Annotated in this window: 20 protein-coding genes and 1 tRNA gene; 16 read left to right on the forward strand and 5 right to left on the reverse strand. The window is 70.1% G+C overall.

The annotated features are described in order from the left end of the window. Window positions 1–16 precede the first annotated feature (16 nt). The 7 genes from groES (at window position 17) to MYMAC_RS24160 (ending at window position 6,565) form a co-directional block, all read left to right on the forward strand. A complete protein-coding gene (gene groES, locus MYMAC_RS24130; protein WP_013941457.1) occupies window positions 17–307 on the forward strand; it encodes a co-chaperone GroES in 291 nt (96 codons plus the stop codon). 37 nt (window positions 308–344) lie between these two features. Next, a complete protein-coding gene (gene groL, locus MYMAC_RS24135) occupies window positions 345–1,994 on the forward strand; it encodes a chaperonin GroEL (protein WP_095959795.1) in 1,650 nt (549 codons plus the stop codon). Between the two features lie 151 nt (window positions 1,995–2,145). Beyond that, entirely contained in the window at window positions 2,146–2,403 is a 258-nt protein-coding gene (gene grxC, locus MYMAC_RS24140; RefSeq protein WP_013941459.1) for a glutaredoxin 3, read from the forward strand. Window positions 2,404–2,500: 97 nt separating this feature from the next. Beyond that, window positions 2,501–2,908, forward strand: a complete 408-nt coding sequence (locus MYMAC_RS24145) for a hypothetical protein (RefSeq protein ID WP_013941460.1) — start codon at window positions 2,501–2,503, stop codon at window positions 2,906–2,908. A gap of 89 nt (window positions 2,909–2,997) precedes the next feature. After that, window positions 2,998–3,876 carry a hypothetical protein gene (locus MYMAC_RS24150; protein WP_239988978.1) on the forward strand — a complete coding sequence of 293 codons (879 nt, stop codon included), beginning with the start codon at window positions 2,998–3,000 and terminating at the stop codon, window positions 3,874–3,876. A 71-nt stretch (window positions 3,877–3,947) separates the two neighbouring features. Continuing rightward, window positions 3,948–5,327, forward strand: a complete 1,380-nt coding sequence (locus MYMAC_RS24155) for a sigma 54-interacting transcriptional regulator (protein WP_095959798.1) — start codon at window positions 3,948–3,950, stop codon at window positions 5,325–5,327. A gap of 41 nt (window positions 5,328–5,368) precedes the next feature. Continuing rightward, entirely contained in the window at window positions 5,369–6,565 is a 1,197-nt protein-coding gene (locus MYMAC_RS24160) for a hypothetical protein (RefSeq protein ID WP_095959799.1), read from the forward strand. Window positions 6,566–6,706: 141 nt separating this feature from the next. On the opposite strand, the gene smc is transcribed toward MYMAC_RS24160, so the two are convergent. The 3 genes from smc to MYMAC_RS24175 form a co-directional block, all read right to left on the reverse strand. Next, entirely contained in the window at window positions 6,707–10,309 is a 3,603-nt protein-coding gene (gene smc / locus MYMAC_RS24165; protein WP_095959800.1) for a chromosome segregation protein SMC, read from the reverse strand. Between the two features lie 475 nt (window positions 10,310–10,784). Beyond that, window positions 10,785–12,167: a hemolysin family protein gene (locus MYMAC_RS24170; RefSeq protein WP_095959801.1), complete on the reverse strand. Its 1,383-nt coding sequence runs from the start codon at window positions 12,165–12,167 to the stop codon at window positions 10,785–10,787. 3 nt (window positions 12,168–12,170) lie between these two features. Continuing rightward, entirely contained in the window at window positions 12,171–12,986 is an 816-nt protein-coding gene (locus MYMAC_RS24175; protein WP_013941468.1) for a tetratricopeptide repeat protein, read from the reverse strand. A gap of 202 nt (window positions 12,987–13,188) precedes the next feature. Between MYMAC_RS24175 and MYMAC_RS24180 the strand changes: the two genes are divergently transcribed. Then, window positions 13,189–14,253, forward strand: coding sequence for a CapA family protein (locus MYMAC_RS24180; RefSeq protein WP_239988979.1), 1,065 nt, complete (start codon window positions 13,189–13,191; stop codon window positions 14,251–14,253). Between the two features lie 8 nt (window positions 14,254–14,261). Here MYMAC_RS24180 and MYMAC_RS38410 read toward each other — a convergent pair whose 3' ends face one another. Continuing rightward, complete coding sequence (locus MYMAC_RS38410) at window positions 14,262–14,384, reverse strand: hypothetical protein (RefSeq protein WP_013941470.1); 123 nt, start codon at window positions 14,382–14,384, stop codon at window positions 14,262–14,264. Between the two features lie 154 nt (window positions 14,385–14,538). Here MYMAC_RS38410 and prfA point away from each other — a divergent pair, with 154 nt between their 5' ends. The 4 genes from prfA to MYMAC_RS24200 all read left to right on the forward strand — a co-directional run bounded on the left by prfA (window position 14,539) and on the right by MYMAC_RS24200 (window position 18,317). Further along, window positions 14,539–15,627 (forward strand): peptide chain release factor 1, encoded by a 1,089-nt coding sequence (prfA, locus tag MYMAC_RS24185; RefSeq protein WP_013941471.1) that lies wholly within the window; start codon window positions 14,539–14,541, stop codon window positions 15,625–15,627. Further along, window positions 15,624–16,505: a peptide chain release factor N(5)-glutamine methyltransferase gene (gene prmC, locus MYMAC_RS24190; protein ID WP_095959802.1), complete on the forward strand. Its 882-nt coding sequence runs from the start codon at window positions 15,624–15,626 to the stop codon at window positions 16,503–16,505. Before prfA ends, prmC begins: the two co-directional genes overlap by 4 nt. 14 nt (window positions 16,506–16,519) lie before the next feature. Continuing rightward, on the forward strand, window positions 16,520–17,782 hold the full coding sequence (murA, locus tag MYMAC_RS24195) for a UDP-N-acetylglucosamine 1-carboxyvinyltransferase (protein ID WP_095959803.1): 1,263 nt from the start codon (window positions 16,520–16,522) through the stop codon (window positions 17,780–17,782). Between the two features lie 145 nt (window positions 17,783–17,927). Beyond that, complete coding sequence (locus tag MYMAC_RS24200) at window positions 17,928–18,317, forward strand: zf-TFIIB domain-containing protein (protein ID WP_043711805.1); 390 nt, start codon at window positions 17,928–17,930, stop codon at window positions 18,315–18,317. A 54-nt stretch (window positions 18,318–18,371) separates the two neighbouring features. Here the strand turns inward: MYMAC_RS24200 and MYMAC_RS24205 are convergent, their stop codons facing one another. Further along, complete coding sequence (locus MYMAC_RS24205; protein WP_013941475.1) at window positions 18,372–19,211, reverse strand: NADase-type glycan-binding domain-containing protein; 840 nt, start codon at window positions 19,209–19,211, stop codon at window positions 18,372–18,374. Between the two features lie 157 nt (window positions 19,212–19,368). Here MYMAC_RS24205 and MYMAC_RS24210 point away from each other — a divergent pair, with 157 nt between their 5' ends. From MYMAC_RS24210 to MYMAC_RS24225, 4 genes are all read left to right on the forward strand, one after another. After that, window positions 19,369–21,561 (forward strand): ABC transporter substrate-binding protein, encoded by a 2,193-nt coding sequence (locus MYMAC_RS24210; RefSeq protein ID WP_095959804.1) that lies wholly within the window; start codon window positions 19,369–19,371, stop codon window positions 21,559–21,561. 59 nt (window positions 21,562–21,620) lie between these two features. Next, window positions 21,621–21,693: transfer RNA gene (locus MYMAC_RS24215), tRNA-Gly, on the forward strand. Between the two features lie 133 nt (window positions 21,694–21,826). After that, window positions 21,827–22,594 (forward strand): hypothetical protein, encoded by a 768-nt coding sequence (locus tag MYMAC_RS24220; protein WP_013941477.1) that lies wholly within the window; start codon window positions 21,827–21,829, stop codon window positions 22,592–22,594. Further along, window positions 22,576–23,277 (forward strand): carboxypeptidase regulatory-like domain-containing protein, encoded by a 702-nt coding sequence (locus MYMAC_RS24225; RefSeq protein ID WP_095959805.1) that lies wholly within the window; start codon window positions 22,576–22,578, stop codon window positions 23,275–23,277. The genes MYMAC_RS24220 and MYMAC_RS24225 overlap by 19 nt, the downstream gene beginning before the upstream one ends.

Genomic DNA, 23,277 nt, shown 5'->3' on the forward strand with positions numbered 1-23,277 from the left:
ACGTAAGGAGCAGGCCATGAAGATTCGTCCCCTGCAGGATCGGCTCATCGTCAAGCGCGTCGCCGAGGAGAACAAGACCAAGGGCGGCCTCTTCATCCCCGACACGGCGAAGGAGAAGCCCCTGGAGGGCAAGGTCGTCGCCGTGGGCAACGGCAAGGTGCAGGAGGATGGCAAGGTCCGTCCGCTGGACATCAAGGCCGGCGACACCATCCTGTTCAGCAAGTACGCGGGCACCGAGATCAAGCTCGACGGCGAGGAGCACCTCATCCTGCGTGAAGAGGATGTGCTCGGCGTCATCGAGAAGTAATCCGGTCTCCCCCACCCTTCCTTAAGGAACTTCCCAAATGGCGAAGGACATTCTTTTCGACGTGCGCGCGCGTGAGGCCATCCTCCGCGGCGTCAACATCCTGGCCGACGCGGTCAAGGTCACCCTGGGCCCCAAGGGCCGCAACGTGGTCATCGAGAAGAGCTTCGGCTCTCCGACCATCACCAAGGACGGTGTGACGGTCGCCAAGGAGATCGAGCTCGAGAACAAGTTCGAGAACATGGGCGCGCAGATGGTCAAGGAGGTCGCCTCCAAGACGTCTGACGTCGCCGGTGACGGCACCACCACGGCCACCGTGCTGGCGCAGGCCATCTTCCGCGAGGGCGCGAAGCTGGTCGCCGCGGGCCACAACCCGATGGAGATCAAGCGCGGCATCGACAAGGCCGTGGCCACCATCGTCGCCGAGCTGAAGAAGCTGGCCAAGCCGACCAAGGACAAGAAGGAGATTGCCCAGGTCGGTACCATCTCCGCCAACGGTGACGAGACGATCGGCACCATCATCGCGGACGCGATGGAGAAGGTGGGCAAGGAAGGCGTCATCACCGTCGAGGAGGCCAAGGGCCTGGAGACGACGCTGGACGTGGTCGAGGGCATGCAGTTCGACCGCGGCTACCTGTCCCCGTACTTCGTGACGGACCCGGAGCGCATGGAGGCGGCGCTCAACGACGCGCTCATCCTCATCAACGAGAAGAAGATCTCCTCGATGAAGGACCTCCTGCCCATCCTGGAGCAGGTCGCCCGCGCCGGGAAGCCGCTGCTCATCATCGCCGAGGACATCGAGGGCGAGGCCCTGGCCACCCTGGTGGTCAACAAGATCCGCGGCGTGCTGAACGTGTGCGCGGTGAAGGCCCCCGGCTTTGGTGACCGCCGCAAGGCCATGCTCGAGGACATCGCCACCCTGACGGGCGGCAAGATGATCGCCGAGGACCTGGGCATCAAGCTGGACACCATCACCCTCCAGGACCTGGGCCGGGCGAAGCGCCTCACGGTGGACAAGGACAACACCACCATCGTGGACGGCGCCGGCAGCCAGCAGGAGATCGAGGCGCGCGTGAAGCAGATCCGCGCCCAGATTGAAGAGACCTCCAGCGATTACGACCGCGAGAAGCTCCAGGAGCGCCTGGCGAAGCTCGTGGGCGGCGTGGCCGTCATCAACGTCGGCGCGGCCACCGAGACGGAGATGAAGGAGAAGAAGGCCCGCGTCGAGGACGCGCTCAACGCGACCCGCGCGGCCGTGGAAGAGGGCGTCGTCCCTGGCGGCGGCGTGGCCTACATCCGCTGCCTCAAGGCGCTGGAAGGCCTGCAGCTCACGGGGGGTGAGAAGTTCGGCGTGGACATCATCCGCCGCTCGCTCGAGGAGCCCCTGCGTCAGATCGTCGGCAACGGCGGCCTGGAGGGCAGCGTGGTGGTGAACAAGGTCAAGGAGTCCACCGGTCCGTTCGGCTTCAACGCCGCCACGGGCGCCTACGAGGACCTGCTGGCCGCCGGCGTCATCGACCCGGCCAAGGTCAGCCGCACCGCGCTGCAGAACGCGGCGTCCGTGTCCTCGCTGATGCTCACCACCGAGGCCATGGTGGCGGAGCGTCCGAAGGAGGAGAAGGACCTCCCCGCCGGCGGTGGCATGGGCGGGATGGGTGGCATGGGCGGGATGGGCGGCATGGGCATGTAGTCCGCCCCTCACCCCGGCACCTGCCCGGGGTGACGGCCTGAACGCGGCCTCCGGCTCCCTTCCTGGGAACCGGGGGCCGTCGTCTTTGCGGGCCGGGTGGCGGCACGCCTCCCTGGCCCTTAACTTGGTGGATACGAAGGAGGAGACACCCGTGAAGCCCGTGAAGATTTTTACGACCACCTACTGTGGCTACTGCGTCCGCGCCAAGGACCTGCTCAAGCGCAAGGGCGTGGATTACGAGGAGGTGGACGTCACCGGAGACGATGACCTGCGCGCCAGGCTCGTGGAGATGAGCGGCGGCCAGCGCACCGTGCCGCAAATCTTCATCGGCGACACGCACGTCGGCGGCTACTCGGACCTGTCCCGCCTGGACTCCGAGGGCCGCCTGGAGCCGATGCTCCAGGCCTGAGCACCCCTGGCAGGCGGCCAGCCGCCCCCGCCGAGGCTCCCGGCCCACCGTGCATAGCTTCCTCCCAGTGGCACTTCACTCATCCACGGGAGGCGGCATGGCAGGCGAAGAGCGGCAGACGGGGACCCGGGACGAGCAGTACAACCTCATCAGCGTCCTGTATCACCTGCTCAAGGGTGCCTCGACCAGTGAGGCGTACATCCGGGATGCCGAGGAAAACGGCGACCCGGAGCTCGCCCAGTTCTTCCGCGACTGGCAGGAGGAGCAACGCAACCTCGCCGAGCGGGCGAAGAATCTGCTCGGCGCTCGCATGGCGGGGGTGTCTCGCGCGGGCACCGGCCGCAAGCGCGCCGCCAACAGTGGTGGCAAGCGCGGCGCGGCCTCCGAGGAGAAGCAACCCACCAACGCGAGCATCGCCTCGGGTGGGAATGACACGGCACGTGACGCGGTGGAGGAGGAGCTGCTGGAGACCTTCCCCGCCAGCGACCCGCCGGCCCGCTACTGAGGCGCGACCCGGCCTCCTGCGTCCTTCCGCCAGGGAGTGACGCAGGATTCTGGATTCTGGCCGAACGTTCGTCTTGTATGGGGGGTGTCGTGAAACACACCGCCCCTTTCCCCTGCCCGCGCCTGGCGCCGATGCCGCCGGTGGCCCTCCTGGCCGCCGCGTGCCGGAGCTGCTTCGGCCCCACCGAGCTGCGCGTGACGCGACCCGGCGAGGGCGGCGAGGGCGCGCTGCCGCGCGAGGTGGTGGCGACGCTGGCGTCCCACGGCGTCCAGCCCGATGCCCTGCTGGTGCTCCGCCCCTGGGCGGAGCACCGCGTCCCATCCGGCGAACGTGAACTGATTGACACCGAGGGATACACGGTGGGCCAGCGCGCCACCGAGGTGGTGAGGTACGTGGGCAGCGTGGAGGTCCTCCACCCCGCCACGCGCCAGGGGGTGCTGGAGGTCTTCGGGGAGGCCACCGTGAATCCCTACACAGACACCCTTGAGGAAAGCGCGGACCCGGCGCCCGAGCTGACGCGCCTCATGGAAGCGCTCACGCGCGAAGCACTCCGCGGCCTGTCGAGCCGCCTGAAGCCTCCCCGCGCGCCATCCCCCGCCCTGGCGTGGGCGCCCTGGGACGTGCTCGACGCGGCGGCGTGGCTGTCCAAGGACTGGGCCCCGGAATCACCGCCAGCCCTCCAAGAAGCGGGACAGGACCTGGTGCGCCTGCGCGTCCAACGCCTGCGCTCCGCCACCCCGGACGTGGACGCCGCGCTGCTGGAGACGCTGGCGCGGCCGCGGCCCGGTGGCCTCCATGGGCGCTTCGCGCCCGAGGGCGCGAAGCGCCCCGCGGAGGACCTGGTGCTCACGCTCGACGGCCGTCCCGCACTCCCGCAGTCACCTGCCCGCGCACGGATGGCGCTCGCGCCAGTCGAAGCGCGGGCTCAACAACCCTCCGGCAGGATTCTTCCGCTCGTACTGCCGTGAGTTTTTCCGATGTGAAGAGGCTCGCGTCGGGCTTGCCCGCCCATGCGACTCGCACCTAAAGAGGACCCGATATGGATAGGCCCGAGGTCACCCAGACCACTCAGACGGAGCAGGAAGGACGCACCACCCGCATCCCCATCCCCGAATGGACGGTGGAGGTCGTCTCCGGTCCGGACAAGGGCAAGAAGGTGAAGACGCAGGACGGCCTGGTCCGCGTGGGCTCCGACAGCGCCGCGGACCTGGTGCTCACGGACGCCACGGTGAGCCGCCGCCACCTGGAGGTGGAGCGCACCTCGCGAGGCCTGCTGCTGCGCGACACCGGCAGCCGCAACGGCACCTTCCTGGATGGCCGGCAGGTGGTGCAGGCCTACCTGACGAGCGGCGACAAGGTGGAGCTGGGCAAGACGAAGCTCTCCGTGAAGGTCGCCCCGCGCCCCACCGAGGTGGAAGTGGCGGGCGCGGAGTCCTTCGGCGCGCTGGTGGGCGCCTCGGAGAAGATGCGTTGGGTCTTCACGGAGCTGCGCCGCATCGCCCGCGAGGACATGAGCCTGCTCGTGGAGGGTGAGACGGGCACCGGCAAGGAGCTGGCGGCGCGCGCGGTGCACCAGCACTCCGCGCGGCGCCACGGCCCCTTCAAGGTGGTGGACTGCAACCTCATCTCCGAGGAGAAGGCGGAGCGCGAGCTCTTCGGCGGCCTGCGCGCGGGTGACGGCGAGGACCGCGAGGCGCGCGGCGTCTTCGAGGCGGCCCGGGGCGGCACCCTCTTCATGGACGAGGTGGGCGAGCTGCCCATGTCCGTGCAGGGCAAGCTGCTGCGCGTGCTGGAGACGCGCGAGGTGCCGTCGCTGGATGGCCAGCCGGTGGCGGTGGACGTGCGCGTCATCGCCTCCACCCACCGGAACCTGGAGGAGGACGTGCGCCAGGGCCGCTTCCGCGCGGACCTGTACTTCCGGCTCGCGGTGGCGCGCGTGCGCCTGCCGCCCCTGCGCACCCGGCGGGACGATTTGCCCTCGCTGGCCCAGGCCCTGGCCCAGACGCTGCGCGCCAGCATCACCCTCACGCCCCAGACGCTGGCCCTCTTCGAGGGCTACGACTGGCCGGGCAACGTGCGCGAGCTGCGCAACGTGCTGGAGCGCGGCGCCCTCATGGAGGAGACGGGCAACAGCAGCTGGCTGGACTTCCTGGCCCAGCCGTCGCGGCGCCTGGAGGGACAGGCCCCCACCACCCAGGTGGCCACGCTGGTGGGCACCCTGCCCTACCACGAGGCCAAGGACCGGGTGCTGGCCGACTTCGAGCGGCTCTACTTCGCCGAGGTCATGAAATCCGTGGGCTTCGACATGAAGGCCGCGGAGCAGCGCACCGGCCTGTCCATGCAGAGCCTTTATCGCCTTTTGAAAAAGAACGGGCTTCGGCTCAAGGACCTCAAGAACGCCGAGGGCCTGGAGAAGTAAAGAAGTCCGCACGCAGGTCCACCCCTAGGGAGAACAACCGCATGTTGCGTCGTGTTGCCGTAGCCTCCGTCTTCCTCACCGCCGCTTGTGCCGGCCAGCAGAAGCCCGCCGCGGCGCAGGCTGGCCAGCCCACGTCGACCGAGGAGCGTGTCCGCATCACCAATCAGCCCCCGTTCGACCTGGTGAACTGCTTCCCGCGCGAGCTCCAGCTCCCGGAGCAGGCGAGCCAGGGCGTCGTGCTGGGCGCGCTGCTGACCACCCGCCCTCAGGTGATGGAGTGCCTGGTGGACCCGAAGCACCGGGGCCCGGAGAAGAGCACCACGGTGGAGGTCAAGACGAGCGTCACGGAGCAGGGCGCGACGCACGCCGTCAGCGGCACCAACCTCACCCCCGAGGGCCAGGCCTGCATCCAGAAGGTGGTGGACACGCAGGTGAAGCTGGCCGCGCTGCCCAAGGGCGCGCAGCCGGTGGAGGCCGCCATCCCCTTCGAGCACACCACCAGCGGCCTGAACTCCGTCACCTTCGGCATCAACGAGGGCTCGGACTTCACCGGCGCGGTGCGCCTGGCGCAGCAGGGCTGGTGTGAGTGCTACGCCAACTTCAAGGAGCAGGTCCCGCCGCCGCTGACGGCGAAGATCAAGCTGCTGAAGGCCAACCCCACCCCGGCCGAGGTGACCTTCGCGCCCTCCGGCAACACCGAGGCGGACCAGCTCGCCGCCTGCCTCCAGCCGAAGATCGCCGCGCTGCCGGCGAAGCTGAGCTCCGACGAGCTGGGCTTCTCCTACCGCTTCGTCCACTTCGACTCGGCCGCGCCGGAGGCCGCCTCGGCCAACCTGCCGCCCGAGCTGCGCTTCCTCCAGCTGGACCTCAACCGCACCCAGCGCGCGGCGGACTCGGCCATCGCCGACGGCGCCCGCACCCCGGCGGCCCTGGCCTACGCCGAGGTGGTGGACCGCTACCAGAAGACGAAGAACTGGCGCCTCTTCGATGAGATGTCCTCCAAGTGCGAGGCCCTGGTGAAGGCGGACACGCGCGTCCTTGAATCCATCAAGGCCCGCCAGGCCACGGACCAGGCCGCGCTGGCGCTGGCCACGGAGATGGCGGCGAAGGACGCGGAGAACTGGGGTGACGTCGTCGCCGCCACCCAGAAGAACGTGGACGAGTCGGTGAAGGAGCTGGCGGACGCGGAGAAGATGGCCGCGCAGGACAAGGCCGCCTGCCCGAAGAAGAAGTTCTAGGCGTCCCCCGCCCCACCCGGGCGGAAAAACAGAAGGCGCGGGAGCCCGGAAGCCGGGGCCCGCGCCTTCGGTGTTTCTGGGGATTGCCGCCGCGGGGCGGACACCGGAGGCCCGGTGCCCCGCCCGTGAGGGACAGCGGGACTACGCCGCCGTCACCTTGTCGTCGTTGGCCGCGCCCGCCTCGCGCATGCGCACGCTGACCAGCTTGGAGATGCCCGGCTCCTCCATGGTGACGCCGTAGAGGGTGTTGGAGACCTCCATGGTCCGCTTGTTGTGGGTGATGAGGATGAACTGCGACTGCTTGCTCATCTCCTTCACCATGTCGTTGTAGCGGCCCACGTTGCCCTCATCCAGCGGCGCGTCGACCTCGTCGAGGAGGCAGAAGGGCGTCGGCTTGATGAGGAAGATGCCGAAGATGAGGCCCACGGCGGTGAGGGCCTTCTCGCCACCGGACAGCAGGTTGACGCTCTGCAGCTTCTTGCCGGGCGGCTGCGCGACGATTTCCACGCCCGGCTCCTGGCCGGGGCCCTCGTTGGTGAGGATGAGGCTGGCCCGCCCGCCGCCGAACAGGCGCGGGAAGATGGCCTGGAACTTCTCGTTCACCACGTCGAAGGTCTGCTTGAAGCGCTCGCGGCTGGTGGCGTCGATGCGCTGGATGGCGTCCTTGAGCTGCTCGATGGAGGACTGCAGGTCCTTCTTCTGCGCCGTGAGGAAGTCGTAGCGCTTGGACAGCTCCGCGTGCTCGTCGATGGCGGTGAGGTTGATCTCCCCCATCTTCTCCACCTGCGCGCGCAAGTCCTTCAGCTCCGCCTCCGTCTCCGGGGCCAGCGCGGGCAGCAGGTGGTACTGGTGCAGCTCGTTCGCCAGCTCCACCTGGTGCCGCTCGCGGATGCCCGCCGCCAGGTGCTCCAGCTCCAGCGCGATTTCACGCTCGCGCAGCGAAATCTGCGACAGGCCCTGCATCAGCTCGTCCACGCGGCCGCGCAGCTCGCGGAACGTGGCGTCCTGCTCACGCACCTCCGCGGAGGCCGCGGTGTGCGCCGCGCGGCGCTTCTCCAGCCCCTCCGCGGCCAGCCGGTGCTCCTCGGCGCGCTGGGACAGGCCGCCCTCGGTGTCCGCCGTGCGCCGCTCCAGCTCCTCGGCGCGCGCCCCTCCCTCCACCACCGTGGCCTGGAGCCGGGCGATGCGCGTCTCCATGTCCTGGCGCTGGGTGACGAGGCTGTCCAGCTCCTTGCGGGCGGACTCGCCGCGCTCGCTGCCGGCGGCCACCTTGATGCGCAGGCCCGTCAGCTCGCCGTTGGCCGTCTCCGCGCGCTGGCGCAGCGTCTCCTGCTCGGCCACGAGCTGCTTCACCCGCTCCTCGCGGCCCTCGCGGTCCGCCTGGCCGTGCGCCACCTCGCCGCGGCTGGCCTCCTCCTCGTGCTCCAGCGCCTGGTGGCTCAGGGTGAGCTGCCCCTCCTCCACCTCCAGGGCCCGCACCCGCTCGCGCACGCGGGCCAGGTCCTCGCCCGCCTTGTGCAGGTCCTTCTCCTGGCTGGCGAGGTTCAGCTCCTCGGCGTGCTGATTCTTCGCCAGCCCCTTGAGGACGCCCTCCGCGTGCCCCATCTGCTTCTGGAGCGTGTAGTGCCGGGTGAGAATCTCGTTGTAGCGCTCCTCCACGCGGGCCACCTCGGTGGCCAGCTCGGCGATTTCGCGCTTCTTCTGCAGCGCGCCCACCGCCGCGCCCTCGCGCTCACCGCCGACGATGGTGCCGTCCGGGCGGAACACCTCGCCCTCCACCGTCACCAGCGTGCACATGGGGCCGCCGGACTCGGACCAGGCGCGCGCCGCGGCCACGTCCTGGACCACGACGACGTCCCCCAGCAGGAGCTGCACCAGCGGCGTCAGCGCCTCCTCACAGGTGACTTCGCGCAGCGCGTGCGCCAACACGCCGGGCCGGCTGAAGTCCGGCTCCAGCGGGGCCGGCAGCGCGTCCAGCGCGGGCACCGGGAGGAAGCTGCCCCGGCCCTCGGCGTGGCCCTTGAGGTACTCCACCAGCTCCACGCCCTTGTCGCGGCTCTCCACGATGACGTGCTGGAGCCGCTCACCCAGGGCGGCCTCCACCGCGCGCTCGTAGCGCGGGGTGACGTTGATGACGTCCGCCACCAGGCCGAAGATGCCCTGCTCGCGGGCCTGCATGCCGGCGCGCGTCATCACGGCGCGCACGCCGCGGTCGAAGCCGTCGTAGTTCTTCTGGATGTCCTCCAGCGTGGAGAGGCGGCTGCGCTTGTCGCTCAGCTCCTCGCGCAGCGCGATGACCTCGATTTCGTTCTCCGTGAAGGCCGCGCGGGTGCGGACGAGCGCGTCCTCCTCCTGGCCCTTGCGCTCGGCCAGCTCCGCGGCGAGGTGCCGGGTGTCCTCCACCCGCCTGGCCACGTCACCCCGGACGTTCTCCAGCGACAGCTCCTGCGCGCGCAGCGTCTCCAGCTCCCCCTGGAGCTTCGCGCGGCGGGCCTCCAAGTCGCTCCGCTGACGGGCGAGGTTGACCAGGTTGCTCTCGTGGTTGGCCAGGCGCGTGGCCACGGCCACCAGGCCGGCGCGCTCCTGCTCCAGGCGCAGCGCCACCTCCGTCTGGAGCTGGGACACGCGGCGCAGCTCCTCCTGCGCCACCTGCATCGCGACCTCGTCCTCCTTCCACGAGCCGGCGATGCCGGACAGCTCCGCCTCGCGGGCGGCCATGGCCTCGGACATCTCCGCCTTGCGCGCGAGCAGCCCGTCCAGCTCCACCTGGGCGGCGGCCACGCGGGCCCGCGTCTCCTCCAGGTCGCGCTTGCCGTAGGTCATCTCCTGCGTGTCGCGCTGCAGGGAGCTCTCCAGCGTGTGCACCTCCGCGGCGAGCGCCTGGAGCGCGGCCGTCTCCGCCTCCAGCTCCGCGCGGCGGCGCGTAATCGTCTCCTCCAGCTCCTTCACCCGGTCCAGGCTCTCCCGCTCCTCGGAGCCCAGGTTCTCCAGCCGCGACTGGAGCATCTTCTTCTCCGCCATCAGCTCCAACTGGCGGTGGGTGGCCGCGTGCAGGTCGATGTCCCGCATGCGCGCCTTGAGCTTCTTGTACTTCTCCGCCTTCTTCGCCTGGCGCGACAGCGCGTCCAGCCGCTTCTCCAGCTCGTTGGTGATGTCGGTGACGCGCAGCAGGTTGGCGTCGGTCGCCTCCATCTTGCGCTCGGCGGCCTTGCGGCGGGCCTTGTACTTGGTGACGCCCGCGGCCTCCTCCAGCAGGTGGCGCCGGTCCTCGGGCTTGCTGGACACGATGAGGCCCACGCGGCCCTGCTCGATGATGGAGTACGCCTTGGTGCCCACGCCCGTGCCGAGGAACAGCTCGGTGATGTCCAGCAGGCGGCACAGCGTCTTGTTGATGAGGTACTCGGAGTCGCCGTTGCGGAACAGGCGCCGCGTCACCGTGACTTCGGAGAAGCCCTGGTACTGGGGCGCGAGCTGGTCCGTGTCATCCACGATGAACGTGAGCGACACCTCCGCCATGGACAGCGGCGGCTTGTTCTCCGAGCCGTTGAAGATGACGTCCTCCATGCCGCGGCCACGGAGGTTCTTCGCGCTCTGCTCACCCATCACCCAGCGGATGGCGTCCACGACGTTGGACTTGCCGCAGCCGTTGGGCCCGACGATGCCCGTCACGCCTTCGTCGAACGTGAAGACGCTCCGTTCCATGAAGGACTTGAAGCCGGTGATGTCCAACCGCTTGATTCGCATGCCAGCGGGCTCCTAGAGCGGGCTCGGTACGAGGAGAAAATCGCGCGCGAGGCCGAAAAATCGGCCTCGGAGCGTTCATCAGAAAGGAGTACCAGCCACCTTCCAGGCGATCAAGCGTGGCCATGCCACGCATCGCCATACGTTCGGTTGCCTGGTGCGCGACAGGGCAGGCGTGCCCTGTAGCTGTAGCGCGTGCCCTGTGCGGGGCGGCGTGCGCACCGCGTCTCTACGCTCCCATGACGTCCTCCCGCGGGTATCGCTGCTTCAGCCCTGTTGAGTCCTGTTGCGCCACGCGAGCGCGTGACCTTCCGCGGGACGTAGCATCCCGGTCTGACATGCGCCCGGCGGGCCCGCTGCCCCCACAGCGCGGCCCCGCGCGCGTCCGCATGAACGCGAAGCTCGCGCCCACCTGGCAGGCAGGCACGTTGACGCGGCGCGGGAGGCGCACGCCGGGCAGGAAGGCAGGTCTACGGACTCAGGACTCGCTCGAGGGCGGCTCGCCCGCGCCCCCGGTACCGTCCGCCACGGAGCGGCCGGCCGCCGTCCGCGACTGCGGCTCCACCGTGACGCGCACCACGCGGGGGCCCTCCACGTCGTCCACGACGATGCGCCACATGTCGAGCCGCAGCGTGTCCCCCTTCACGGGGACCCGGCCCAGCCGCGTCATGAGGTAGCCGGCGATGGTCGTCACCTCGCCCTCTTCGTCCTCGTCCAGGTCGAAGTCGACGTCCAGCCGCTCTTCCAGATCGTCGAGCTGCGCGGTGCCCGGCAGCTCGAAGCGGCCTCCAGGCAGCGCGCGGACCTCGTCCATGCGCCGGCCCAGCTCCGCCACGTCGCCCACCACCTCGGCCACCACGTCCGCGATGGTCACCAGCCCGGACGTGCCGCCGTGCTCGTCCACCACCAGCGCCGTCTGCCGGCGGCGGCGGCGGAACTCGGCCAGGAGCTGCTCCAGCGTCGCGCCCTCGGGGATGAACAGCACCGGCCGCTGCACCTGCGCCAGGCTGCGCAGCTCGCCTCGGGACAGCAGGAAGAAGAGGTCCTTGGCGTTCACCACGCCCTCGACCTCGTCCAGGTTCCCCCGGCACACCGGCAGCCACGTGTGGCCCGCGGCGCGCGCGTCCGCGATGCACTTCTCCAGCGGCTCCTCCACGTCCAGGAACTTCACCTGGTTGCGGGGCACCATCACCTGGCGCGCCGTCTTCTGCGCCATCTCCAGCGCGCGCTCCAGCAGCTCCGCGCGCGCCGTCGTGATCGCGCCGGCCTGCGCCGAGCTGTGCAGGATGACCAGCAGCTCGTCCTCGCTGTGCGCCTCGTGCGCCTCCCCCACCGCCTGGAGACCGAACACGCGCAGCACCCACGCCGCCAGCCCGTTGAGCAGGACGATGGCCGGGTAGAACAGGACGTAGAACACCCGCATGGGCAGCGCCACCGCGAGCGTCGTGTCCTCGGGGCGCTGGATCGCCAGGCTCTTGGGGGCCAGCTCCCCCAGGACGATGTGCAGGAAGGTGATGATGCTGAAGCCAATCACCACCGCCGCGGAGTGGGCCAACGTGGTGGAGGCGCCCTCCGGCACCAACGGCACCAGCACCGGCTCCAGCAGCCGCGCGAAGGCGGGCTCACCCAGCCAGCCCAGGCCCAGGGACGCCAGGGTGATGCCGAACTGCGTGGCGGAGAGGTACGCGTCCAGCTTCTCCACCATCTTCATCGCCGGGGCGGCGCCCGGGGCGCCCTCGTCCACCAGCGCCTGGAGCCGCGTGGCGCGGATCTTCACGATGGCGAACTCGGTCGCCACGAAGAAGCCGTTGGCGAATACGAGGAGGATCGCCAACCCCAGGAACAACCATTCGTTGCCCATGGCTCAGAACAAGGCTTCGAAGTCCGGGTCACCCTTGAGGGCGTCGAACATGGGGTCGGTGGACAGCCACCCCATCACCTTCGGTCGGTCCGCCGTGAGCGACTTCTGCAGGTACTGCACGGCGTCCTTGGGACGCCCCCACAGCGCGAACAGGGCGGACAGGTTGTAGTTGAGCAGCAGATCTTCCGGGTTGAGCGCCCGCGCCCGCTCATAGGCGCGCTCGGCCTCCGCGTAGAAGCCCTTCTGCGCGTAGCAGATGCCCAGGTCCAACTGCGCCTCGAAGTTGTCCGGCTCCAGGCGCACCACTTCCTTCAATTGGGTGATGGCGGAGCGGTAGTCGCCCTCGTCCATCATCAGCGCGGCCAGCTCGTGGCGGGGGAAGGCGTCCTGGGAGTCCAGCTCGATGGCCGTCTGGAGCTCGCGCATCGCCTCCTCCACGCGGCCCTGGTCCGCGTAGGTGAGGCCCAGGTTGAGGTGGGCGTCCGGATACTCCGGGTCCAGCTCGATGGCTTCCTTATACTCCTCCACCGCCATCTCCCCCGCGTGGGTGGAGAGGAAGCAGGCCAGGTTGTAGTGCGCCGTGGCGCTCTCCGGCTCCAGTTTCAGGGCGGTGAGGTACTCCGACAGGGCCTCGCGGAAGAGCTTCTTCTCCGCGTAGACCGTCGCCAGGTTGTCGTGGGCGTGCGCGGAGCTTGGGTCCAGGTCGATGGCCTTCTTGAACTCCTTGATGGCCTCGTCGAGCCACCCCCGGTCCGCCAGCTCGATTCCACGAGTATTGTGCTCGTCGGAGAGAGCGATGTTGTCCTTTTCGCGGGCCATGAGCGCGCGGGCAATCTACGCGCCGCGCTCCAAGGGGTGCAAGGTAGAGTTTCCCCCTGCCCATGCGCCACGTCGCCCTGCTGCTTCTCCTGTTGTCCGCCTGTCACCCCCGCGCCGTCCCCCCGCCGGAGCGGTTGCCGCCGGAGGAGCCAGCCCGACAGCCCCCGCCCCCGGGGCGGCGGCCCAGGCGCCCGAGGCGCCGGTGGCCGAGCCCCCTTCCCGCCCCCTCTCCATCATCGTGGGCGGCGATGTGACCCTGGGCCACAACTACCAGACCCACTACGACGCGGAGGCCGCCAAGGGCCGCTCCCGGGACGACCTGGCCCTCTACGGGTTCCAGGAGGTGAAGCCCCTGACGGACGCCGCCGACCTGTTCGTCGTCAACCTGGAGTGCCCCTTCACCGTGCGCGGGGAGAAGCTGCCCAAGAACTTCAACTTCCGCGCGAAGCCGGAGCTGGTCGGCGTCCTCACCGCTGGCGGCGTGGACGTGGTGAGCCTGGCCAACAACCACCTGATGGACTACGGCGCCCAGGGCCTGCTGGACACGCTGGACACCCTCGACGCGGCGCGCATCCCCTACTTCGGTGCGGGCCGGAACCTGGCGGAGGCCCGCCGCCCCGCGGTCGTCACCGTGGGCGGCCAGCGCGTCGCGCTGCTGGGCTACTTCTTCCTGGGCACGCGCAACATCGAGCCGCCCGGCGTCTACGCCACGGAGACCACCCCGGGGGTCGCCGGCCACTTCTCCGACGTGGAGGTGATGGAACGGATGCTCCGGGAGGACATCGCCGCGGCCCGGGCCCAGGCGGACCTCGTCCTGCCCTACTTCCACTGGGGGCGCGAAGGCACCTACACCCCGGAGCCCTACCAGGTCCGGCTGGCCCACGCCGCCATCGACGCGGGCGCCGCGGGTGTGCTGGGCGCCCACCCACACGTCCTCCAGGCCATGGAGCTGTACCAGGGGCGGCCCGTCGTCTACTCGCTGGGGAACTTCGTCTTCGGGGGGAACTGGAACCCTCGCGACAAGCGCGGCGCCCTGTGGAAGGGCCACTTCGGCCCCGGCGGCGCGTACCTGTCCAGCGAGGTGCTGCCCCTGAGGACCGACCGCTTCCCGGAGCTGCCCTTCCAGCCGGTGCCCGTCACGGGCGAGGAGGCGGAGGCGGTGCTGCGGCTGCTGGCCGAATCCTCAGAAGGCGTGGAGCGGATGCTGCCCGAGCTGGAGCCGTGGGCCCGCCCGCCTCCCTCCCCCGAAGTTCGAGGGAGGGAGTAGCCAACGCACTAGACCTTGTTGTTGGACTGGCCCTTCTTGGCGCGGCTGCGGCGGCGCTTCAGCTGGGCCTTCCGGCCCTTGGCGCGGTTGGCGACCTTCTTCTTGGAACGATTTCCCTTCTGGGCGGGCATGTGGAAGGACTCCGTGTGGTGATGTGAAATCGACCGCTGAGCGCGGTGAGGGCGGCCCTTTTTTCATGCTCCCGCCCGAGCGTCCAAGGATTTTCTTGACTCCGCCCGCCCTTGCCAGAGGGCCGGCAAAGGGGCAATACCCCCCGGAACGACGATGATTGACAAACTCGAAGACGTCGAGCGCCGGTTCGAACGACTGACGGCCGACCTGTCGAACCCCGACGTGCTCGCCGACTCGGCGCGGCTCCAGAAGGTGTCCAAGGAGCGCGCCAGCCTGGAGAAGCTGGTCGAGGCCTTCCGGACCTACCGCAAGGTGCTCGCCGACCTCGACGAGGTGGAGACCTGGCTCGGCGGCGGCGACGCCGACGAGAAGGCCTTCGCCCGCGAGGCCCTGCCCGGCCTGAAGCAGCAGCGCGAGGAGCTGGAGGCCAGCCTCAAGATCCTCCTCCTCCCCAAGGACCCGAACGACGAGAAGAACGTCATCCTGGAGATCCGGGCGGGCGCGGGCGGCGACGAGGCGGCCCTCTTCGCCGAGGAGGTCATGCAGATGTACCTCCGCTACGCGGACCGCCGGGGCTGGAAGGCGGACATCCTGGACATGAGCCCGGGCAACGCCGGCGGCGTGAAGGACGCCACGGTGACGCTGTCGGGGGACGCCGTCTTCAGCAGCATGAAGTACGAGTCCGGGGTGCACCGCGTGCAGCGCGTGCCGGCCACGGAGACGCAGGGCCGCATCCACACGTCCACCATCACCGTGTCGGTGATGCCGGAGGCGGAGGACGTGGACGTGCACATCAACCCGGCGGACATCGAGATGCAGGTGATGCGCTCCACCGGCTCCGGCGGCCAGAGCGTCAACACCACGGACTCCGCGGTGCGCCTCATCCACCACCCCACGGGCATCGTGGTGAAGTGCCAGCAGGAGAAGAGCCAGCTCAAGAACCGCACCATGGCCATGCGCATGCTGCGGGCGAAGCTCTACGAAATCGAGCAGGAGCGCATCCGCAACGAGCGCGACTCCGCCCGCCGCGCCCAGGTGGGCACCGGCGACCGCAGCGAGAAGATCCGCACCTACAACTTCCCGCAGGACCGGCTGACGGACCACCGCATCAGCCTCACGGTGCACAACCTGCCAGGCGTCATGGCGGGTGACGTGGAAGAGGTCATCACCGCCTGCCGGACCTACTACCAGGCCGAGGCGCTCAAGGCGCAGACGGCCGGCGGCCCGAAGCCCTCCGCATGAGCAGCGAGCCCTGGACCATCCGCAGGGTCCTCGCCTGGACGACGCAGCACTTCGAGAAGCGACAGGTGGACGCGCCGCGGCTCACCGCGGAGATCCTCCTGTCGCACGTGCTCGAGCTCAGCCGCGTCCGGCTGTACGTGGACCTGGACCGCCCCCTCTCCAAGGAGGAGCTGGGCGCCTACCGTGCCCTCATCGAGCGCCGCATGGCGGGCGAGCCCACGCAGTACCTCACGGGCGTGCGCGAGTTCTACAACCGCCCCTTCAAGGTGGACGCCCGGGTGCTGATTCCGCGCCCGGAGACGGAGCTGCTGGTGGAGGCGGCGCTGCGCATGCTGCCCAGGGACGCGCCCGGCCGCGCGCTGGACGTGTGCACGGGCTCCGGCTGCATCGCCATCAGCCTCGCGGCCGAGCGGCCACAGGCCACCGTCACCGCCACGGACCTGTCCCCGGACGCCTGCGCGCTGGCGCGGGAGAACGCCCAGGCGCTGGGCGTGGCGGACCGGGTGACGGTGCTGCAAGGCGACCTCTTCGCCCCGGTGCCCGCGGGCGAGCGCTTCCAGGTGGTGGTCTCCAACCCGCCCTACATCGCCTCCGGTGAGATTCCGGGCCTGTCCGCGGAGGTGCGCCGGGAGCCGAAGCTGGCGCTCGACGGCGGGCCGGACGGGCTGGTGGCGGTGCGCCGGGTGGTGACGGGCGCGCGCCAGTGGTTGGAGCCTGGCGGCCTCCTTGCAATGGAGATTGGTGAGGACCAGGGCCCCGCCGTCCTGGAGCTCCTGCGTGCCGCGGGTTACGCGGACGCGCGGGTGGAGAAGGACCTGGAGCGGCGGGAACGAATGGCTTTTGGGACACAGCCCGCGGCCAGCGGGCCACAGGGCTGAAGACGCAGGGAACCATGGACAAGATCGTCATCAAGGGCGGCCAGGCGCTGCACGGAGAAGTGCAGGCCTCGGGCGCGAAGAACGCGGCGCTGCCCATCCTCGCCTCGGCGCTGCTGGCGGACGGCACCTCCACGTACCGCAACGTGCCGGACCTGGCGGACGTCACCACCATGCTCAAGGTGCTGCGCACCATGGGCTGCGACGCGGAGCGCGACGCGGAGAAGACGGACGTCTGCCAGGTGGGCGTCAACGGGCACATCACCCCGGAGGCGCCGTACGAGCTGGTGAAGACGATGCGCGCCAGCGTGCTGGTGCTGGGGCCGCTGGTGGCCCGCTTCGGCCGGGCGCGCGTGTCCATGCCGGGCGGCTGCGCCATCGGCGCGCGGCCCATCGACCAGCACCTCAAGGGGCTGAAGGCGCTGGGCGCGGACATCCACCTCACCGAAGGCTACGTGGAGGCCACCGCGAAGCAGCTCAAGGGCGGCACGGTCAACTTCGACGTCATCACCGTCACCGGCACGGAGAACGTGATGATGGCGGCGGTGCTGGCCAGGGGCCGCACGGTGATGGAGAACTGCGCCCGCGAGCCCGAGGTCGAGGAGCTGGCCCGGGTGCTCAACAAGATGGGCGCGCGCATCGAGGGCGCGGGCACCTCCATCATCACGATTGAGGGCGTGGACGCGCTCAAGCCGGTGGAGCACGCCATCCTCCCCGACCGCATCGAGGCCGGCACCCTGCTGGTGGCGGCGGCCATCTCCGGCGGCGACGTGCTGGTGAAGCACGTGGTGCCCGAGCACATGGACGCCCTGGTGGAGAAGCTGCGCGAGGCCGGCTGCACCCTCACCGCGGAGAACGGCGGCCTGCGCTGCAAGGCGCCGGACCGGCTGACCTCGGTGAACATCACCACCACGGAGCACCCGGGCTTCCCCACGGACATGCAGGCCCAGTTGATGGCCCTGATGTCCGTCAGCCAGGGCACCTCCGTCATCAGCGAGAACATCTTCGAGAACCGCTTCATGCACGTGCCGGAGCTGCACCGGCTGGGCGCGGACATCACCATCCAGGGACACACCGCGGTGGTGAAGGGCGTGAAGGGCCTGAGCGGCGCGCCCGTCATGGCAACGGACTTGAGGGCGAGCGCGTCACTCATCCTCGCGGGGCTGCGGGCGGAGGGCCGCACCGACGTCAGCCGCGTCTACCACCTGGACCGGGGCTACGAGCGCCTGGAGCGCAAGCTGAGCGAGCTGGGCGCGGACATCCGCCGCGAGAAGGCGTAGGGCCGAGGGGCTGGGGGGCGACGGGACGGCGCGTTGCCAACAGAAGGCGCAAGGCGGGTTGCATCCGAAATTTCGCGCGACCTATCATTCTCCAATCGACTGGGGAGAACACCACTCCCCCCCAACAGGAGAATGGAACCGGACCATGGATTGCCCCAGCTGCAACGTCGAGATGACCGATCTCGAGGGGGATGATCAGACGTTGCGAAAGTGTGGAGATTGCGGCGGCCTCTGGATCGACGTCGCGGACCTCAACCGGGTCCTGCTCCACAACAACCTCCCCGGGCTGGAGAGCCAGGGCGGCAAGGTGGATGCGGAGGCACTGACCGGTCAGTGCCCCGAGTGCCAGGTCGACCTCGTCCGCGTGGACGGCGGCGACCGCCAGCACCCCCTGCACTACGACACCTGCGAGTCCTGCGGCGGCATCTTCCTGGAATCCGAGTTCCAGGACGCCACCGACGTGAAGATCGCGGTCGAGGAGATCATCGCGTTCTTCCGCCACTTCGGCGCGAAGCGAAAGCTGGCCGCCCTGTAGAAGCGGGCCGCCGCACCACCCGGAAGCCAGGCGGGCGGCAGCCAGCCCGCGCTCTCACCGCTGGCCGCGGAATTCCTGCCCCCACGCCTCGGCGACGGGGCCGTCGAACGTCAGCGCCGCATCCGGCGGGCGCGTCCCTTCCGCGTCCGCTCGCGGGAAACGCACCGTCACGCGGCCGTGCGGGGGCACGTCCATGGAGAGCTTGTCGCCGGACAGCGTGTAGGCGCCGCTCACCGTGGTGGACACCTCGCCCTCCAGGGGCTCCTCGGTGAGGCTGTAGGTGCCATCCAGGTAGAAGGACAGGAAGCGGTGCGGCGCGCCCTTCAGGCCCCCGAACCAGGTCCCCAACAGCGGCGCCAGCCGGGCGTTGTAGCGCAGCTTGGGCGCCAGCCAGGTGCCGTTGAGCGCCTTCCCCCCCGAGTAGAAGACGATGTCGGTGACGCAGACGGGGGCGCCGTCCTTGGCGCCCGGGAAGCGGTCCGACACCTCCAGCGTGAAGCGGGCCCCCCGCAGCGCGGGCTTGAGGGGCACCGCCTGGAGCCCGCGCTTGTCCTCCACGCGGACGCTGCGTGCCTCCTTGATGCCCGTGAGGGTGAGCTTCTTCGCCCGGGCGCGCGCCTTGAACGCGGCCCGGTCCGAGCCGTCCCCCGTGTACACGCGGACCTCGTCCACGGTGACGATGTCCTTGAACCCGAAGGTGAAGGACGCGGGCGCGTCACCGCTGACGCACCAGGCGGTGGTGTCCCGGCCGTCCAGCACGTTGAGGGGGCCGTAGCGCCCCGGCTCGCTGGAGCGCTCGAGCCAGTCGGTGGCCTGGACGTAACCCGGGGGGACATTGGATGCGGCGGAGGCCGCCGTGGCGGACAGGAGGGAGGCGAGGAGCAGGCGTCGCATGTCCTCCCATCTTTGATCGCCTCGTGAGCGGGGCTCCAGTCCGAGCACGCACGGGGCGGCCGGGCGGGTGCGGATGAAAGCGCCCGCGCGGATGTTGGGGTGCTTGACACTCCGTCCCTGACGGGAAGGATGGCGGCCTGTTCTGGAGGAGACCGTGATGAGACGCTGGGGGTGGGCCTGTGTGCTGGGGCTGGTGCTGGCCGGCTGCAAGGAGGACAAGGCACCGGAAGCGCTGGACGCGGGCCCGGTGGAGACGGGACCGGCCGCTCTCACGGAGCAGGAGCCCAACGACAGGCCCGACCAGGCGCTGGAGCTCACCCGCAACAGCACGGTGAGCGCGGAGCTCACCGCGCAGCCGAACAAGGCGGACGAGGACTGGTACCGGCTGGCGCCCGGCGCGCCGCGCATCGCGGAGGTCTCCGTGTCCGGCCTGCCGGGCGGGGACATCACCCTGGAGGTGTATGACCGCGACCGCAACCGCCTGGTGGGCGTCAACAGCGAGGGCGAGGGCAAGCCGGAGCGCTTCCCGAACCTCTACGTGGAGGACGAGCGCTTCCTCCGCGTGGTCCCCACGCGCAAAGGTGTGGGCGGGGCGTACACGCTCGAGGTCCGCCTGCGCGCCCCCGAGGACGGCGAGGAGCGGGAGCCCAATGACCGCGCCGTGGACGCGGTGAACCTGGCCCTGGGCCAGACGGTGACGGCGTTCCTGGGCCACGCCGGCGACGAGGACTGGTACCGCATCGAGCTGCCGGACCCGACGCCGCCGTCGCCCCCAGGGGACGCCGCGCCGGCACCGGGCCAGGGCGGGACGCCGGAGCCCTCCTCGCCCTTCGGCGATTCGCCCTCACAGGACACGCCGCCCCAGGGCGCTGGCGCCGCGCCTCGGGGGATGGAAGGCACGCCGCCCGGGATGGGTGGCACGGCCTTTCCCGCCGGGCAGGACACCCTGGAAGGCAGTGACCTCGCCGCCCGGCAGGGGCCGGGAAGCCCCAGGGCGAGCGACGGACAGGGCGTCCCCGGCGAGCGGCCGGAGCTGGGCGGCACCGGCTTCGACACGGAGGAAGGCGCCGCGCCTGGAAACCCGGAGGGCGATGGCGCGTTCGGCATCACCGCGCGGCTGGGCGCTTCGCCCGGCCAGGGCGAGGTGGACGGCTTCGGCCGTGACGAGGCCCCGCCCTCCCCCGCCGTGGAAGGCACCTTCGCGGGGAGCGAGCCGCCGCCCGTGGGCAGCGGGGCGGTGGGCGCGGCCATTGCCCGGGCGTTGGACGCGGGGACGCCGGCGGTGCCGCCCGAGCCGCCCTCGGTGGCACTGAAAATCGAGCTGACGGGCGTGGACGGCGTGCGGCCGGAGCTGTCGGTGCTGTCCGCGGCGGAGGCGCCGCTCTTCTCCCTGCGTGGCAAGGAGGGCGAGACGCTGTCGCTGCGGAACATCGGCGTGCGCGCCACGGACCGGGTCGTCTACGTGGTGGTGAAGACGAGCTGGGTGGGCACGGGCAAGGAGGCCCGCCGGGCCTTCAACACCACCATGCCGTACACGCTCACCGTGTCGCAGGAGGAGGCCGGCGCCAGCGCGGAGCTGGAGCCGAACGACGAGCTCCACAAGGCCACGACGGTGACGGCCGGGGGCTACCGCGAGGGCTTCCTGGCGCCCAAGGGGGACGTGGACCACTTCGTCCTGAAGACGGCCGAGCCGGTGCTGGCCAAGGTGGAGCTGACCGGCGTGGAGCGGCTGGACCTGGTGCTCTCCATGGTGGAGCCGCCGGAGGGCGAGTCGGACAAGGAGACGGTGTTGCTGCGCGCCAACGACGGCGCCCTCAAGGAGCCCGAGCGCCTCAACAACGTCGCCTGCGACGGCGCCTGCTACTTCCGCGTGGAGGGCGCGTCGCGCAAGGTGGACGGCAAGTGGGTGAAGGACTTCGAGAACGCCGAGCAGCCCTACCGCATCACCGTCACCACGGTGCCGGACAACGGCGGCGAGGAGCGCGAGCCCAACAACACCGTGGACCGGGCGCAGGACCTGACGGTGGGGCAGCCGGTGCGCGGCACGGTGTATCCGGTCAAGGACACGGACTTCTTCCGGTTGGATTTGTCGGACCGGCCGCTGCGCACGCCCATCCGGGCCACGCTGCTGGGCATCCTGAAGGTCGACGTGGGCCTGTACCTGCACCGGGTGCAGCCAGACGGGAAGCTGTCGCTCGTGCAGACGGCGGACCGGGCCAAGGGCGACCAGCCGGAGCGCATCCGCTACAGCGCCGAGCCGGGCGTCTACGTCTTCGAGGTCCGGGACGCGCGCAACCGCGAGTCCAACTTCCAGGACGCCTACCAGCTCACCGTCGAGGAGTCGGAGTAGCGCCTCACTTCCCGTTGACAAGCCACGGGGCGGCCCGTACTTTGCGCCCTGCTTCGCCCGCGGTGGTAGCTCAGTTGGTAGAGCACGAGCTTCCCAAGCTCGGGGTCGAGGGTTCGAATCCCTTCCGCCGCTCACTCATGAAGGCCGGTAGTTCTTGAGGAAACTCGGGACTACCGGCCTTCGTGTTTCCGGGCCTCGGGACGCCTTCCAGACTGTGAGATAGTCAACCGCACAGGCACCCCCGAGACGGGGGTGGGGAGGCCGAATGCGCACAGCCCACTGGGTGACAGTGGTGGCATGCATCGCGGGGCTGACGTGGGCCGCTCCCGCGCAGGCGGGGCGTCGCCCCTTCATCTGGACCTTTGACACCGAAATCGTCCCCAAGGGGGACGTCGAGCTCGAGCAGTGGCTGTGGGCCCGCAGCCGCGCGCCCAGCGCCCCCGACCGGCCCTCGGTGTACTGGATATGGTGGGGGCCCGTCATCGGGCTGAGCCAGCACCTGGAGCTCGCGATTCCCTTCCAGGTGCGCGCCAACCAGACCGACACCCAGCTCGAGTCCTTCGAAGCGGACTTCCGCTACCGGCTCTTCCCCCGGGGGGATGACGGCGCCTTCCAACCGCTCGTGCGCGCGGTGTGGCACCAGGCCATCAACACGCCCGAGCCCTCGCGCGTGGACGTGGACCTCGTCGGCTCGTACCAGTGGGACAACGGCCTCCGGACGACGGTCGACCTGGGCGCGCAGGTGGGCTTCCCCTCGCTGCGCGGCGACGACGGGCCGACCCGCATCCTCGGGACGTACTCCGTCGGCGTGGCCTACCCCGTCATCGAAGACGAGCTGCAGGTGTCGCTCGAGTCCTTCGGAGAGTTCGGCCTGAAGGACGCGAACCAGGACCCGCACCTCTTCGTCGGGCCGAGCGTGGCGTGGACGTTCGGTCGGATGTGGATAACGGCCGGCACCTTGTTCGGGTTGACGGCCGTGGCCCCCGAAACCCCCCGCTTCATGCCGAGGCTCATATGGGCAGTCGCGCTCTGAAGTCCCTGCTACTGGCGCTCCTGCTGGCCGCGCCGCTCGCGTCGGCGGAGCCGGGCAGCGTCCAGGGCGAGGTGCGCGTCTCTGTCATCGGCGCGGACGGCGAGCCGCGCCCGAAGGCGGACCGCTCCGGCGTCGTCGTCTACCTCACCGGCTACACGGAGGAGCCCCCCGCCGAGGTGGCCGTGATGAGCCAGGCCAACAAGACGTTCACCCCCGGCGTGCTGCCCATCGTCGCCGGGCAGAAGGTGGAGTTCCTGAACAAGGACGTGGTGCTGCACAACGTCTTCTCGCGCTCGGTGGCCCGCAAGTTCGACGCGGGCAAGAACCGGCCCGGCGAGAAGTACGTGGAGACGTTCAAGAAGACGGGCATCATCGACGTCTACTGCGACATCCACGAGCAGATGGTGGCCACGCTGGTGGTGGTCCCCAACCGCGCCTTCGCGGTGACGGACCGGGACGGGCGCTTCGTGCTGCGCGGCGTGCCCCCCGGGCGCTACCCCCTCTTCGCGGTGCACCGGCGGGACGAGAAGAGCGACATCGCCCGCGCGGAGGTCGTCGTGGAGGCGGGCCGCGCCAGCACGGCCACGCTGACGCTCACCGAGACGCGCACCGATGACACCCACCTGGACAAGCGCGGCAAGAAGTACACCCCGCGGCCCGACTACTCAGAGAAGAATCGCTGA

It is taken from the genome of Corallococcus macrosporus DSM 14697 (assembly GCF_002305895.1).
In the GTDB taxonomy this organism is placed as follows: domain Bacteria; phylum Myxococcota; class Myxococcia; order Myxococcales; family Myxococcaceae; genus Myxococcus; species Myxococcus macrosporus.

Coding starts and splice junctions, on each gene's coding strand:
- MYMAC_RS24155 (WP_095959798.1), top strand. CDS start 3,948: ATGGATAGGCCCGAGGTCACCCAGACCACTCAGACGGAGCAGGAAGGA.
- groL (WP_095959795.1), top strand. CDS start 345: ATGGCGAAGGACATTCTTTTCGACGTGCGCGCGCGTGAGGCCATCCTC.
- prmC (WP_095959802.1), top strand. CDS start 15,624: ATGAGCAGCGAGCCCTGGACCATCCGCAGGGTCCTCGCCTGGACGACG.
- MYMAC_RS24145 (WP_013941460.1), top strand. CDS start 2,501: ATGGCAGGCGAAGAGCGGCAGACGGGGACCCGGGACGAGCAGTACAAC.
- smc (WP_095959800.1), bottom strand. CDS start 10,309: ATGCGAATCAAGCGGTTGGACATCACCGGCTTCAAGTCCTTCATGGAA.
- MYMAC_RS24160 (WP_095959799.1), top strand. CDS start 5,369: ATGTTGCGTCGTGTTGCCGTAGCCTCCGTCTTCCTCACCGCCGCTTGT.
- MYMAC_RS24210 (WP_095959804.1), top strand. CDS start 19,369: ATGAGACGCTGGGGGTGGGCCTGTGTGCTGGGGCTGGTGCTGGCCGGC.
- MYMAC_RS24205 (WP_013941475.1), bottom strand. CDS start 19,211: ATGCGACGCCTGCTCCTCGCCTCCCTCCTGTCCGCCACGGCGGCCTCC.
- MYMAC_RS38410 (WP_013941470.1), bottom strand. CDS start 14,384: ATGCCCGCCCAGAAGGGAAATCGTTCCAAGAAGAAGGTCGCCAACCGC.
- MYMAC_RS24200 (WP_043711805.1), top strand. CDS start 17,928: ATGGATTGCCCCAGCTGCAACGTCGAGATGACCGATCTCGAGGGGGAT.
- prfA (WP_013941471.1), top strand. CDS start 14,539: ATGATTGACAAACTCGAAGACGTCGAGCGCCGGTTCGAACGACTGACG.
- MYMAC_RS24175 (WP_013941468.1), bottom strand. CDS start 12,986: ATGGCCCGCGAAAAGGACAACATCGCTCTCTCCGACGAGCACAATACT.
- MYMAC_RS24225 (WP_095959805.1), top strand. CDS start 22,576: ATGGGCAGTCGCGCTCTGAAGTCCCTGCTACTGGCGCTCCTGCTGGCC.
- groES (WP_013941457.1), top strand. CDS start 17: ATGAAGATTCGTCCCCTGCAGGATCGGCTCATCGTCAAGCGCGTCGCC.
- MYMAC_RS24170 (WP_095959801.1), bottom strand. CDS start 12,167: ATGGGCAACGAATGGTTGTTCCTGGGGTTGGCGATCCTCCTCGTATTC.
- MYMAC_RS24220 (WP_013941477.1), top strand. CDS start 21,827: ATGCGCACAGCCCACTGGGTGACAGTGGTGGCATGCATCGCGGGGCTG.
- murA (WP_095959803.1), top strand. CDS start 16,520: ATGGACAAGATCGTCATCAAGGGCGGCCAGGCGCTGCACGGAGAAGTG.